General features: G+C 69.5%; 6 protein-coding genes. 3 read left to right on the top strand and 3 right to left on the bottom strand.

Annotated features, from left to right (window positions below; translation table 11 throughout):
• Positions 1–162: 162 nt before the first annotated feature.
• Complete coding sequence (locus tag ACFOW4_RS27930; protein ID WP_377533206.1) at positions 163–2,679, bottom strand: S8 family serine peptidase; 2,517 nt, start codon at positions 2,677–2,679, stop codon at positions 163–165.
• 444 nt (positions 2,680–3,123) lie between these two features.
• On the opposite strand from ACFOW4_RS27930, the gene ACFOW4_RS27925 reads away from it, so the two are divergent.
• The gene (locus ACFOW4_RS27925; RefSeq protein ID WP_377533204.1) at positions 3,124–3,309 is read left to right on the top strand and encodes a hypothetical protein; all 186 of its coding nucleotides are present in this window, start codon (positions 3,124–3,126) and stop codon (positions 3,307–3,309) included.
• A gap of 412 nt (positions 3,310–3,721) precedes the next feature.
• Entirely contained in the window at positions 3,722–6,154 is a 2,433-nt protein-coding gene (locus tag ACFOW4_RS27920; RefSeq protein WP_377533202.1) for a M14 family metallopeptidase, read from the top strand.
• A gap of 337 nt (positions 6,155–6,491) precedes the next feature.
• Here ACFOW4_RS27920 and ACFOW4_RS27915 read toward each other — a convergent pair whose 3' ends face one another.
• Together ACFOW4_RS27915 and ACFOW4_RS27910 are read right to left on the bottom strand one after the other, a co-directional pair.
• The gene (locus tag ACFOW4_RS27915) at positions 6,492–9,803 is read right to left on the bottom strand and encodes a S8 family serine peptidase (RefSeq protein WP_377533200.1); all 3,312 of its coding nucleotides are present in this window, start codon (positions 9,801–9,803) and stop codon (positions 6,492–6,494) included.
• Between the two features lie 194 nt (positions 9,804–9,997).
• Positions 9,998–13,039 (bottom strand): S8 family serine peptidase, encoded by a 3,042-nt coding sequence (locus ACFOW4_RS27910; RefSeq protein ID WP_377533199.1) that lies wholly within the window; start codon positions 13,037–13,039, stop codon positions 9,998–10,000.
• A 517-nt stretch (positions 13,040–13,556) separates the two neighbouring features.
• On the opposite strand from ACFOW4_RS27910, the gene ACFOW4_RS27905 reads away from it, so the two are divergent.
• A complete protein-coding gene (locus ACFOW4_RS27905; RefSeq protein WP_377533197.1) occupies positions 13,557–14,531 on the top strand; it encodes a helix-turn-helix domain-containing protein in 975 nt (324 codons plus the stop codon).
• Positions 14,532–14,919 lie beyond the last annotated feature (388 nt).

Genomic DNA, 14,919 nt, shown 5'->3' with positions numbered 1-14,919 from the left:
CCAACCCGCCGCCCGCGCAGCCTGACCCCAACACCGTGAACGTTCGTGGTCAGAGCACTAGCCGGTTTGTCGACCGTGGCGGTCAGGGCGGCTGAACCTGGGCGAAGGCCTGGCCAGCCAGGCTCAGGCGAACCTGAGCCTGGCTGGCCAGGCCGCGTGCGGCTAGACGCCGCCGGACCCTGCCCTGGGCAGCGTCCGCACGACGGTCAGCGTCACTTCGCCGTCCTGGTAGGACACCCTGAACATGTGGTGGCCCGTGTTCAGGATCCGCCGTTCCGGCAGGGAGCGGAAGTTGCCCTTGATCGAGTCGCCGCTCATGATCGTCAGTACCGTGCCCGGAGTGAGGGGCGCGCGAATGTCCAGGGTGAGTTCGCCGTCCAGCACCAGGTCACCCGCGGCCCGCACGCTCGTGTAGTCGTGGTCGCCGGAGATGGTAATGGCGAGGCGACCCGCTCGGCTGACGGTCACGTCGCCGCCGACGTTCAGGACGTTGCCGGGCGTGACGTCGGTGAGGGTGATGGACGCCGCGGACGCCGCTTCCCCGGACGACAGACCGGGCTGCAGCACGCCGTTGTCGACGTCGATGGTGCCTGCCACGAAACCGGTGCCGCCGAGCGTGCCGCCCTTGACGTCGATCGAGCTTGCGTGCGAGCCGGTGATCGAAAGCTTACCGCCTTCAATCGTCGTGCCGCCCTCGTAGGTGTCGTCGCCCGTCATGATCAGCGTCCCGGAGCCTTGCTTGGTCAGAGAAGCCGTGTAGAGGTTGTTGTCGATGTTGTTCTGAATGTAGGCCGCGCGCTCGTCCATCCATTCCTTGCGCCACTTGACGGCGTCCTCATGGGTGATCTTGTCGTACAACTCGGGATGGCCGTTAGTGATAGCTTGGATGTAAGGATCAGCCAAAATGCCCTGAAGCATGAAGGCCTGTTCGTTGAGCGTGCCGTCCGGGTTCAGTACGTTGGGGCTGAATTCACCGGCGTAGGCAATGCCTTGCTCCTTGTAGCCCGCCAGCCACTCCAGGTCTTCCCTTTCCCTTTCCTTGATCGCGATCTGGCTGATGTCGTTCGACCAGACGTCCAGTGGCGCTTTATCCATGTTGTAGGTCATGGGGCTCAGGAGCTGGCCGGGGCCGTACATGCCTTTGGCCAGATCGGGAATCCCCCAGCCCCAGCGTTCGTCCGGAAGACCGTCGGGAGCGGTCCAGGCGATGGACGCCCCGGAGGGGGAGGTTTGCCCGGTGCCGAGGAATCTCACACCGTCGGACATCTTGTTGTTCGCCGTGGTGAACATCAGCTCACGCACCTGCTTGGCGTCCATGTTCGGATAGCGGGAGAGCAGAACCCCCATCACCGCTGTCGCAACGGGCGTTGCCGGTGACGTGCCGCTCGAGTTTGAATAGTTAGTGTCACCACCGCTGTTCGTGGTCCGAACACTGTTTGAAGGGGTGGACACGGTCCACCATTTGGCGAGCCCCGCCTCGTTGTACCCGGACTGCTTCATGTATTCGGGATTGGCCGCAGTGGGCGGTTGCACCCCGCCGACGGATACCCACTGCTTTTCCGCCAAGGGATTGAAGAAGGGATACGCGGGGCGGAAATACGGGTTGCTCCAGTCGTTGTTGCCGGCCGACCTTACGTTGACGGTGCCGCTGTCCTTGATAGCGTCCCAGATGGCATCCATGAAGGAGCGTCCGGGGTAGTTCGGATTGTATTGAATGCCGCCTTCCGAATAGCTCTTCTTGAAGAGGAAATACTGGTACTCCAGATCTTTCAGGTACTCGTTGGGGATAATGGTAGCCATTGCCGTGGCGCTGGCGCTGTCCTTGCCACGCAGTTGGTAGGCGTTGGCGAGGTTGCCATTGACTCCAAGGTCGTTTCCTAAGCCGTCAAAGCGGGCTCTGTCAATAGTTTGGACATAAGAGCCCCAACTGCTGTTGATGACCTGGGCGCCTGCGTCGACCAGGGCCTTATTGGCTGTGTGCCAGTACACGTAATCGTGGAAGGGGCCGTGGGACTGGGTATCGGAACCGCCGGTCTTGGCGACATACATCTTCGATCCAAAGGCGATGCCGTGCTGGTCTTTACCATCGCGGATGCCGGAGGTAACCCCAAGCATGCCGGTCCCGTGCGAGTAGTCACTTGTTCTCGCCTCATCACCGGCCACAGTGAACGGTTCGCCCGCAGTAAACGGGTTCGCCGGGGTCGCGCCACGATACCCGTAGCCGGACGTGCCGTAGACACCCTCGGCTCTCACCGAAACGATCAGCCCGGTCTGAAATGCTTCGTGTGTAGTCCTGTAGCCCGAATCCATCATGCCCAGCGTGACCCCCTGACCGCGGTACCCTAGGGCGTAGGCGGTGGACGCGTTTACCGCGACGAGCTGCCATGGGGAATTGACCGCTGTGCCAGGAGTAGAAGGATTATGGCCGGTATAATAACCATATTCCGGCGTTTCCCAGCTGGCTTTGGCGGCCTCTAGTTCCCCTGGACTCGTGGCGACAAAGCCGGGGTCTCCCGGGTACGCCGGCCCGCCGCCCGTATGGCCAGGGGCCCATGTCGGACCGGTCTTGGACGATGCCGAGGCGAACCCGGCCGGAAAAAACGCGATGCCTACTCCGGCAGCAAGGGTGCCTCCCAGTCGCCGCAGGAACTGCCGCCGACTCGTGGACCTCATGCTCATCTCCGGCTCCTTCCCGATGGGTCGATATCTCTAACGGCCCGTTGCGTCCCAGCCCCATGATCTACACGCGCTGGTCGAGACAAAATAAGGAACCCTGCCACGCCAGAACTGGCGAACTGGAGCTCTCCCACGCGTGGCCTCCCTACATGATCACCAATTAGACTGCGACAGAAGTGCCTCGTCAAGAGGGCAACATCTATCCACCAGAAGCGGTTTGAGCGACCATTTACATCGATGTACGCAACTGTCACGGACCGGGCCATGGGCTCCCTCGCGGGGCGGGACGAGTGACGGTCCTGGTCGAGACTCGGTCGGTGTTGAGCTGGGGTTTCATGTGGTGGCCTGGCGCTCGTTGGGGAGGCTTCCGAGGCGTCTGCGGCGATGCATGCGGTCGCTTGGGGTGGGAGTGGGACGTTGCGGTCGTCGGTCGGAGCTCGCAGACCGGTGCTGGCCCCCATGTTGGTGCTCGCCACCGCACACGCCCTGCTGCACACGTTCTGGCTGGCCGGCCGGACCGCGGTCGCCGGCACAGCCGCACGGCTGCTGCGCACCCCACGCGTGCGCCGTACCCTCGACCGGCTCACCGGCGCCGTTCTCATCGGCCTCGGCGTCCGCTCGGCGGTGACCTGACCCGAGGCAGCAGGCGGTCCGTCGACGCCTTCTGGGCTCAGGAAGGCTTGGCGCGGGACCTGCCCCACCTACCCCACCTCTTCGGCGTGTTCGGTGAGGACCACGGTCCGAGAGCCAACGGGCCCAGCAGAGGATTGACAGATCACGCTGTGACAGCTGAGGATTGCCTCAGTCAACCAACTGTCACCGGAGAGCCTCCGTCACCATCGTTCGACGCCCCGAAATTCGACGATGCGGGTCCTGTCGAGGCGACGGAGCCGGACGACATCACCTTCCCTTTCTCAGCGTGTCGCGCGCTCGGTTGCCGCAACGACCACACGCGACCCAACGGATGGAGCCGCGTACCCCGGGCGTGCCCCTCGGCCATCTCCTACGGCCATCAGGCCGAGTAGCCAGAAGGGCAGACATCACCATGCCGAAATCCCCACCCGCGCGGTGGCGACGCCGCCTCCCGGTCCCGGCGGCGCTGGCCGCCGCCATGGCCGTCGTGCTGCTGGTCAGTCCGGCCTCGGCGACCGCGCCGGACGCCGCCGCACCGGCCGATTCCGGCCCGGTCGCCGGTGAGCCGGCGAACGTCGTGGAGGTGCTGCTCGCCGGCACCGCGGAGCTGGACGCGCTGGTCGCCACCGGAGTGGACCTCGACCACCATGTCGAACGCTCGGAGAACGGCGTGGTCGCGCACGCGGTGCTCACGCCGAGCGAAGCCGCCCGGCTGACCGCGGCCGGCTTCACCCTCGGCGACGTGCTGCATCGCCCCGAGGACGCCCGGGCCCGCGTCGAGGAGCGCGAATCGACCATCGCCGCGCACCTCGCCGAGAACCGGGAGTTCGCCGCCGCCGCGGCCGACCCGACCGCTCCGGACGTCTCCGACGTCAAGATCATCCGTGCGGACTACTACACCTCCGGGACCAGCCAGGTCCTCTCCGTCGAGGCGAAGTGGGCGCGGGGCCAGACGGCCAGCAACACGCTCACCGTCGAGCGGGACAGTGGGCCGGGCACCGCGATCGGCTCCGGCGGCACGCAGACCATCTCGCGCTTCGTCGACGCCGGCGTCTACCTCTACCACCGTGGCGCCTCGGCGGTGACCAGCCGGCCGGACCGTATCCGGATCACCAGCCCCACCGGGGACGTGGCCGAGGTCAAGGTGCAGGAGTGGCTGCCCACCCCGGAGACCAGCCCGGAGGGACCGGGCTACCAGAAGGACTTCGTCACCAGCTACCTCACCCCGACCGAGCTGTACGCCCGGATCCACCAGCTCGCCGCCGAGTTCCCCAACCTGGCTGAGATCGTCGAACTGCCGTACAAGACCAACGGCTACCGGCGGCACGCCCAGGCCGTCCTCGGCAGCGCCAACGCCAGCCGGGTCGCGGTGGACTCCCTGGCCTGGGGGCACCAGGGTGGCAACGACATCTCGGTGGAGCTGGTGAACCCGGGCGCCGGCAACGCGGCGCTGGCGGTGACCGTGAGCGGTAAGGCCATCCGGGTGGCCCTCGGTACCGATGGCGCGGGTGCGGTGACCAGCACCGCCGCCCAGGTCGTCGCGGCGCTCAACGCCGCGGCCGGGTCGCTGGTCAAGGCGTACACCTATCGCGGCAGCCCGGGCAACGGCGTGGTCGCGCCGGCGGCGCGGACCGGGCTCACCGACGACCTGACTGCGCCGGCCTCCGTCTCCCGCGATCCGCAACCGGTGTACGCGATCCGGATCGGCAAGGTTAGGGACGGTTCGAAGCCGGGGGTGCTCGCCTACGCGCAGGAGCACGCGCGGGAGTGGGTGCCGCCGCTGGTCGCCGTCGAGACCGCCGAGCGGTTGCTGCGCAACTACGCGCACGACGGGCAGACCAAGCAGCTGCTGAACAACCTGGACATCTGGATCGCCCCGTCGGTCAACCCGGACGGCGGCCACTACTCCTTCTACGACTTCAACTCGCAGCGCAAGAACATGACCAACCACTGCCCGTCGACCGGGGCCGCGGACTTCCTCGGCCGGGACTCGTGGGGCGTTGACAACAACCGCAACTACACCGAGTACAGCCTCTTCGACGGGTACTCGGGCGCGTCGAGCAGCTGCACCAGCGGCACCTACGCCGGGCCGAGCGAGCTCTCCGAGCCGGAGAACCGCAATATCGACTGGCTGGCTGCCCGCCCCAACATCAAGTTTTCGATGAACCTGCACTCCTCCGGGAACTACTTCATGTGGTCGCCGGGCGCGTACGCCCTGCCGGACCGGACCTCGGCGCCGCGGCCGACGCTGGCCGAGGAGTCGGCCTTCTGGGGCGCGTCCTCGCGGATCCTGACCGCCATCAAGCAGCACCGGAACATGGCGGTCACCCCGGCCCGCACGGGCCCGATCTCCGACGTGCTCTACTCGGCGGCGGGCAACTCCGGCGACATGCTCTGGTACAAGTACGGCATCTACGCCTGGAACTTCGAGGTCGGCACGTCCTTCCAACCGGACTGGGAGGAGGCGCACTCCGAGGCGATGGAGTTCTCCAATGGCCTGGTCGAGCTGATGCGGGTGGCCCGGGACTTCGCCAAGGACCGGACCCGCCCGGAGAGCACCCTCACGGTCGCCCCCAGCTCGACACCGGGCATGGTGAACGTGACCTTCGGCGTCTCCGAGCCCGCCTCGGTCTTCTACACCCTCGACGGCGCTACGCCGACGTACTCGTCGACGCTCTACGGCTCGGCGGGCATCCGCGAGGGCGGGGAGACCCTGACGATCCCGGCCGGCACCCGGATCAACTGGTTCTCGGTCGACTCGGCCGGCAACGTCGAGAACAACTACACCCCGGACGGCAGCGGCAAGAACTACCGCAAGGGCCAGGCGGTCCTGCCGACCAGCTGACGAATCACGGAAAGTAGGGACGGCCGCGGCGCTCCTGGGCGCCGCGGCCGTCACCGCTCAACGCAGTGAGGATCTGCCTGGCACCGCCCAGCCGACCACGTAGACCTGAACTAGTGCCTCGTCTTTGAACGTTGATCGTGTAATCCGTCGGTTCTGAGGACGCATCCGGCAGGTGTCGATGGCCGAGGGTCAGCGGTTGCAGCGGATTACCCGGACCGCGAGGGAGTTCCTCGCCGACGCGGCCCTCTCGTCCTGAGCCAGCCGCCTGAAACACGCCGAGGCGCGACCCGGTCGGCACCGGGCCGCGCCTCGGTGGAGGTACGGCGGATCGGGACGCTCAGCCGGCGCGGTACGCCCGGATGATCGTCTGCTCGATGCCGCTGCCGCCGTCGGCGGTGGCCTTCACCCGCAACGAGACCGCCTGCCCGCCCGGCACGGTCGGCAGCGCGGCGAGGTAGCCGTCCCGGTCCCGATCGACCGTGGTCGGCTGCCAGGTCACGCCGTCGTCGGTCGAGGTCCAGACCTGGAACGTCGTCACCCGCTGGGCCGGCGCCCCCTGGGCCTGCCGGACCGTGAACGTGGCCGGACCACCGGTGGGATGGTTCGCCGCGTCCAGTGGCAGGGCGTAGTCGACCGACAGGAGCGGCAGGGCGCTGCGCGCCGTGCCGGCCGGTCCGGCCGACCGGAAGGTCCACGCGGTGTTGACGTGGGTCGAGAACGGCAGGATCCGGCTGGTGTCGACGTCGAAGGTGAGCCGGTAGTCCGCCGCCTTCGCCGGCACGCTGAAGTCGGTCCGGGCGGCATTGCGCTCATCGACGAGCTGGCCGTCCCGGTACAGCGCCAGCGTTCGCGTGATGGCAACCGCGCCGGGCTGCAGGCAGTCGGCCCGCTGGTGCTGATCGACGAGCATGGCCAGGTCGACGTGCAGGTTGCCGCTGGTCCGCCACGGCGCGCCGGCGCAGCTGTACTGCCCACCGGCCGGGTCGTCGAACCAGTCGGAGCGCAGCGGCTGCCGCGCCCAGATCTTGGTCTGCCGGCTACCCGGGGCGTAGTCCCGGGGCGCCTCCTGGGCCGGGAGGCCGCCGTAGGTCCCCGTGTCCTGCCAGAGGACCCCCGGCGATACGTAGTCGGTACGCGTCGGCGGCAGATCGTAGGTGGGGTTCTGAGTCAGGTAGTGCCCGTCGAGGGTGAAGCCGGCGCGGCGCATCGAAGTCACCATCCCGGCCAGGTCCAGCTGGTTGAACCGCTGGTCGATCCGGGCGAGCCGGGCCTGCTCGGCGGCGGTGACCCGGTAGGTGGGGTCGGCCGGCACTCCCTCGGTGTACTCGTGAGCCAGGTCGTAGTGGTACGGCGCGGCCGTGCCCGCCGGCGAGTCCAGCCCCCAGCCGCCGTACATCCGCAGCGACCCGACGCTGGGTAGCGTCACCGGGCCCACCGCGACGGTGGCCGAGTCACCCCACGCGGCGATGCCCTGCCACCAGGAGAGACCGTTTACGGCCGTCTGCACGTACAGGAAGTCGCTCGCGAGGGCCTGGGTGGGCTTCCCGGGCACGGTCGCGGCCATCGGCTTGACCTGCGTCGGGTCGAGGACGACCGTCCGGGTGCCGTCGACGGCGAGGTCGCTGTCCCCGACGAACGCGCCCGTCTGCGCCCCGGTCTCGTCGTCGTAGGTGCTGAACCCGGCGGTGACCTGGTAGCGGCCGGCCGGGACCCGCAGCGTGGCCGACTTGCCGGGGGTGAAGAACACTCCGCCGGCGTAGAGCAGCGGGTCGGCGAGGTTGGTCACCTCCACCCCGACGGCGCTGTACCCGTTCACCGGGGCGCCCGGCACGGGACGGGTCTGGATCGTCAGGTCGTAGCTGCGCGGCTCCACGTAGAAGGCGACCGGCGTGGTCGCCACCAGCGCGTGGTTCGGCGTTCGGGCGGTGACCGTGGCGAGGTAGTAACCGGGCGAGCCGGCCAGCGCCGCGCGGTCGAGCCGCAGCGTCGCCGTGCCGGGCACGCCGCCCTTGAGCGTCACCCGGGTGGCCGACAGCTTCGCGGCCCGGCGGGGCGCGATGGTCCCGTCGTGGTTGACGACCGTGACCGCGAGGTCGAGCGGGACGGTCGCCGGGGTCCGGTCGCCGGTCCAGCTCAGCCGCACCTCGTGGGTGCCGGACTGCGGGTAGCTGAAGGTGCCGAGGTTGACCACCGGCTGGTCGCTCACCGGACCGGTGAGCGCCCGCACCGCGTTGAGCCGGCCGGCGCCGACGGTGTACGGCTCGGCGCCGGGCAGCGGGTCGGCGGCGCCGACGAGCCCGGCCTTGAGCCGGTCCGCGGTCCAGTCGGGGTGGCGCTGGGCGAGCAGCGCGGCGGCCCCCGCGGCGTGCGGGGCTGCCATGGAGGTGCCGGAGAGCGTGGTGTGGTACTCGTCGAACGGCGTGCCGAGCGTCGTCCCGGCGGCGCGGCCGGCGACGATGTCGACACCCGGGGCGACCAGCTCCGGCTTCGCCGCCCAGGTGTTGATCAGCGGTCCCCGGCTGGAGAAGTCGGCCCGCTCGTCGTCGGAGTCGACCGCGCCGACGGTCAGCGCGCGCCCGGCCGAGCCGGGGGACGCGATCGCGCCGCCGCTGTTGCCGGCGGCGATGACGAAGAGGGCACCGGTCTGCTCCGTCAGGTTGTCGACGGCGACCGCCATCGGGTCGGTGCCGTCGTCCGGCATGGCGCCGCCCAGGCTCATGTTGATCACGTCGGCCCGGGCCGCGGCCCACTCCATGCCGCTGATGATGTCGGAGTCGAACCCGGAGCCGAAGTCGTCGAGGACCTTCCCGATGACCAGGCGCGCGTCCGGCGCGATGCCGCGACGCTGGCCGTGCGAGGCGGCCCCGGTGCCGGCGATGGTGGTCGCGACGTGGGTGCCGTGCCCGTTGTGGTCGACCGCGTCGCCGCCCGGGGTGACGAAGTCGGCGCGGTCGACGACCTGGCCGGCCAGGTCGGGGTGGCTGAAGTCGGCGCCGGTGTCGAGCACGGCCACCCGGGCGCCCTTGCCGGTGTAGCCGGCCTGCCACGCCTGGGGCGCGGAGACCTGGCTGATGTTGGGATCGAGTTGAGCGGGCTGCCCGCCGCCGTGGTTGCCGGCGGTGATCCCGGTCGCGTGCACCTTCCGGTCGAGCCAGACCTTTCGCGCACCGGTGAGCAGGCTGGTGGTGGCTGCCCTGGCGTTGGCCGCGGACCGCTTGGGAACGGCGCCGGCGACCGCGCCGATACTCGACAATGGCCGGAGGCCGGCGAGCGCCGTCGTCCGCTGGTTCTCGGCGGGCTGCACGATCACCGGCAGCTCGCTGGTGCCTTCGTCGTCGTAGCCCTCCGCGACCAGCGTGGTCACGTCGAACAGGTCCGGGTCGAGCACGGTGCCGACCTGGGCCGCCACCTTCGCCGGGATGACCTTCAGGTGCCCGTCGGCACCGCAGCTGCGCCGGATCACACCGGCCGGGTCGACGGGCTGCACGCGGACCCGGGGGCAGCCGGACCCGGTGGCCTCGACGGTCACCACGTCGCCGGTGAGCAGCGTGACGGTGTGCGTCTCACCGCTGCCGGCCGGGGCCGCGGTGGCGGGGTTCGGTTTGGTGAGGTCTGGGGTCGGGTCGGCCAGCGCCGGGGTTCCCGGCACCGCTAGCAGCGTCGCAACCACTGTGGTGGTCGCCAACAGCCACCGAATTCGTCTGGGCATTTCGCTCCCGGGGTTGGGGGGTCGGCCGCATCTGCCGCAGGCACGCACGTTCGGTGTGGCCGCCCAATCTGAAAGGATCGGAAAAAGACCGGGCCCGAGCGGCTGCACAGCCGCTCGGGCCCGGCCTCGCTCGGTTACCGGGGCCGCACCTCGTAGGCGCGGTGGACGGTCTGCGTGACCTGGTTGCCGTCCCGGTCCGCCAGCGTGACCCGCAGCGCGACGTGGCCCGCTGCGGGCGGGTTGGGGACCATCACCTTGCCCGGCGTCCCGTCCGGCCCAGCGGTGACCTTCAGCGACTTCCAGGTGCGGCCCTCGTCGAAGGACGCCTCCACCCGGGTGACCCGGGTGGCCGGGACGCCGCCGGCGGGCTGGCCGCTGACGCCGATCAGCACCTCGGTGGGTGCCTTGCCGGCGGCCCGGTTGTACTCGTCGAGGCCGACGGCTGCCAGGCGGGGCACCATGAGCGGATTGGCAACCCACTCCGTGGTGCCTGCCGTGGTGAACCGCCACTCGGCGTCGATCCGGCTGGACAGGGTGGAGAACGGCACCGACCGGGTGACGCTCGCCTGCAGGGTGTACGTGGCCTTCTCCACGGGCAGCCCGTAGGCGTAGCCCCACTGGCCGGCCTGCCACTGCGCGACCTGCTCCCCCTCCCGCTTCAGCGTCAGGGTGCCGGACGCGGGGGTGTACGCGAAGTCGTGCGTCTCGGCGTCGACGAACCACGGGATGTCGGGGATCGACATGAAGCCGTCTCCGTTCAGCCCGGTGGTGCTGTCCAGCGTCGGCCCGAGGAGCGCGTTGTTCCAGGTCTCCCGGCCGGGTTCGGCCAGGCTGACGGTTCGGGCCGGTGCCGTGATCCAGTTGTCGCCGATGCGGATCTCGCTCTCGTACCGCCCCGCCGTCCGGTAGTCGATCACCTTCGACGGGAAGTCGACCGGCCCTTCGATGGTGAGCGTGGGAAGGCTGTCGTCGGTGATCATGCCGACGGCGGAGGATCCGCTGGAGGCGACGCCGGGAGCCTTGAAGTCCATGACGACCCGGGCGAGGTCCTCCCTGGCCACGGTGCGTACCGGGTCGGTGGGGATGCCGGCGCGGGTGTCGGCGATCCGGTAGTGGTAGGGGCTCGGCGACTGCTCGCTCGAACCCTTCTTGTCGAAGACCGCCCGGGCGCCATAGGTGACGGCCGGATCCTCGACCGGGAGCACGTAGCTCGCGCCCTGCACGCCGAAGGAGCCGCCGTGAGCCAGCCGGGTGCCGGCCACGTCGAGGGTCAGGTCCACGGACGTGACGACATGCTCTGCCGAGCGGTCGGAGACCTCGAGCCGGACCTGCCTGCCGCGGCGGGCGTCGACCCGTACCGGCAGGACGGCCGTATCGTCGGTGACCGTGACCGGCACGATCCCGTAGGTGAAGGCGATGTCCTCCGGCCCGCCCGGGAACACCGTGGTCAGCAGGTAGTGCCGGCCGGTGGGAAGCATCCCCCGTGCCGTGCCCCCATCGACCGTCAAGTACGTCACCGCGCCGGTGTCACCGTTCACCGCGGCCACACTGCCCTCGGCGGGCGCGCCGAGCCGGTTGACCAGCTCCACCGACACGTCGTACCGCGCGTCCTGGTGGTAGGTCAGCGCGGTCCGGGCCACCGGGGCGCCGTCGACGGTGGCGGTGAGGGCGCCGAGGTGGTACGCCTCTGCCTCGCCTTCGCTGCCGACGGTGAGCGTCACCGAGGCGCTGCCTCCGGCGGGCACCGTCAACCGCTGGGTGCTCAGCGTGACCAGTGCGGCCGGGATCGACGAGACGGCCAGGTCGAGGACGACCGGCTCAGTCCCGACGTTGCGATAGCTGACCGTACGGGTGACGCCAGCTGTGGGCCGCGGCCAGGGCTGGTTGATGTTCAGACCACCGGCGCTCGGCGTGACCTGAGCGGCGACCGCCCGCGCCACGTCGACACGGCCGGTCCCGTACCGGGGCGATGGCATGCTCTCCCAGCGGGGCTCGGAGGCGCTGCTCATCAGGCCGGCCTTCAGCTGCTCTCCGGTCCAGTCCGGATGCTGCTGGGCCAGGATCGCCGCCGCGCCGGTGACGTGCGGGGCGGCCATCGACGTGCCGCTGTAAGTCCCGTAGCCCCCGCCGGGGACCGCTGCGACGATGCCCACTCCTGGCGCACTGATCTCCGGCTTCAGCGCGTTGTCGAGCATGCGTGGACCGCAGCTGGAGAAGTCGGCGATGAAGTCGGTCCGGTCGACCGCGGCCACGCTCAGCGCCGCGTCAGCGGTGCTGGGCGAGCCGACCGGGCGGGCGCCGTACCTGCAGCCGTTGTTGCCCGCCGAAATGACGAAGAGGGCTCCGGTCTGAGCCGACAGGTCGTTCACCGCGGCCTCGAGCGGGTCGATACCAGCGGAGTCGAGCCCGCCGAGGCTCATGTTGATGACCTTCGCATGCACCTCGTTGGCCGCCCAGTGCATCCCGGCGAGGATCGCCGACCAGGGGCAGCCTTCTTCGGAACAAACTTTGCCCTCGGCCAGCTTCGCGCCGGGCGCCACGCCCTTGCGCAGCCCGTTCGAGGCCACTCCGCTGCCCGCGATGGTCGAGGACACGTGAGTGCCGTGCCCGACGTGGTCATCTACCGTGCCCTCGCCGACGAAGTCGGCGGACGCGACGACCACGTCCTTGAGGTCGGGGTGGTCGATGTCGTAGCCAGTGTCAAGAACGGCCACGGTGACACCGGTCCCGGTGAGCCCCGCCTGCCAGGCAGTCGGGGCGCCGATCTGGGGCACACTGCGCTCCAGCGAGACCTTCATCCTGCGGTCCAGCCAGAGCTTGCCGAGGCCACCGCGCAGACGCTGGGCAGCTTTCTGTCCACCGGTGACTGCGCGCCACATGCGTCCGGTGTTGCTCGGGGGGACGCGCACCGCGTTCAGCCCGAGCCGGGGCAGGACGAGAGTGGTCCGGGCACCGTCGGCGAGCACGCCCCGCACCCGGTTGGAGGGCCCGGCCGTGGTCGCCTTGGCGTACTGGGCGATCAGCGGCAGTTCGCCACCGTCGTCGGGCGCGCTGTCGATCAGCGCGCCCAGGTCGAACAGTTGGGGGTCCAGTTGGTCGGCGGACAGCAGGTTCAGCGCGTCGGAGGGGATTACCGAGACGGCGCCGTCGCTGGCCGATCGGGTCAGGAACGTCACGTCCTGGCGGCCAGGGCCCGGGGTGACGCTGTACGAAATGATGCCCTTCGGTCCACGAGTGACGGCCACTGTATCGCCGGTGACAAGGGTGATCGTGTGGTGTTCGGCGCGCTGCTGCGCGGGGCCAGGCTCGGTGGCAGGTTGCGGCGAGGCGAGCGCCGGTGGCGGAGGCACGGCCGCCAGAGCCGCGAGCCCCACCATGAGGGCACCGGATACCGCCATCAGGGCAGTACGCCGGTGTGGCCGGGAAGGATGCACAGACATGGACCCTTTCTTCAACTGGCCGCTCTTGACCCTGTAGCGACCTCACGACAGGGCCCTCCTCCCGACCGCGGGTCTCCCGGATGATCGTGGAATCGAGCTCGGCCGAGTGTCACACTTGGCACCACCCGGGGCTAGATCATTCAGGGGCGCAGATGAGTCGTGACTCAGGTGCGCCACCGCCGATCACACGTCCCGGAACCGCCGGCCTCGCCACCGGTCCCGTTCCACACCGCCGCTCGATGGGAGGCCACGCATGCTCGAGCCCGCCGGACTCACCACCGCCGAGGAGTCGGCCTACCTTGGGCTGCTGCGGCAGGGCAGCGCCACCGTGGATCAACTGGCCAGACGCACCGGACGGCCCACCACGCAGATCAGCCGGGCGGTGGCCGGCCTGCACCGCAAAGGAATGGTGCACCGCACGCCACCGCCGCACGGCCTGGTCGTGCCGGTTCCGCCAGACGAGGCGATCGAGCAGTTGATCCAGCGCCAGCACACCGAGCTGGACCGGGTCCGCGAGGCGGCGCACGCGCTGGCGGCCCAGACCCGCGACCGTACCGCCGGACGGCGTACCGGTGAACTCATCGAGATCGTCCAAGGGCAAGCAAGCGTGCAGCGTGCCTTCGACCGGGTACAGCGTGTCGCGAAGGCAACGATGCGGATGCTCGTCGCGCCGCCGTACGCCGCGGCCGAGCAGGTCAACGGCGTACAGATGGAGCGCGGGCGGGAAATCACCTACCGCGTCGTCTACACCATCAACGCGCTCGCCGATCCGGCCACCCTGGCGGCGGCCGGGAAGCACGTCCGCAATGGCGAGATAGCGCGCCTCGCGCCGAGCGTGCCGACAAAGCTCGCCGTCGCAGATCGCACGCTGGCCCTGCTCCCTCTGGTATTGACGGATGCGGCGCAGGACGCGGCGGTGCTCGTCCACCCGTGCGCGCTGCTCGACGCGCTCGTCGCACTCTTCGAGGGCGTGTGGTCGACAGCGAGTCCCTTGGGCCTGTCGGGCGCCGGTGGGGTTACCGCGCGGGGCGAGATCTCGGATGAGGACCGCAAGTTGCTGTCGCTGCTGGTTGCCGGGATGACCGACGAGACGGCGGGTGCGCGCCTCGGGATGAGCCGGCGCACCATCGTTCGCCGGGTGCAGCACCTGATGGAGACGGCGGGAGCGCAGTCGCGCCTGCAGTTGGGCTGGCGTGCCCGGGAGCGTGGCTGGCTGCCCGAGGCGTGAGTGGCGTGCTCCGCCCTCCGGCTGTTGGACTCCAGTAGCTGGCGTCCAGCGGCTGCGCGTACAGGAAGTCGAAGATCTCCTGCGGCGTGCCCTCGCCCAACCGGTCGCTCCACAGCCACTCGGCATCGTCTTCCGGCCATTCGATGACCGGGGCCCGCGGCTGTCTTCGGGGTTGCGCCCGGCCAGGCAACGGGTCGACGTTACCGACTCCATCGGCAACCGCACACGAAGAGCTACTTTCGTCCGTCTCGGACGAAAGTTCGGTTGGGCCGAAGAAAAGTTATAGACACATGGGCATGTCTTTTGTAGCGTCGGCCAAGTCGATGGTGTTTCGTCGCGGTTAACCGCCACGTTGGCGGCCCTGGCTGCCGGCCGCCATCTGACCGCC

This window comes from Micromonospora sp. GCM10011542 (assembly GCF_042650685.1).
In the GTDB taxonomy this organism is placed as follows: Bacteria; Actinomycetota; Actinomycetes; order Mycobacteriales; family Micromonosporaceae; genus Micromonospora.
The sequence above is the reverse complement of the archived record's forward strand: the minus strand, read 5'-3'. Positions and strand labels throughout refer to the sequence as shown.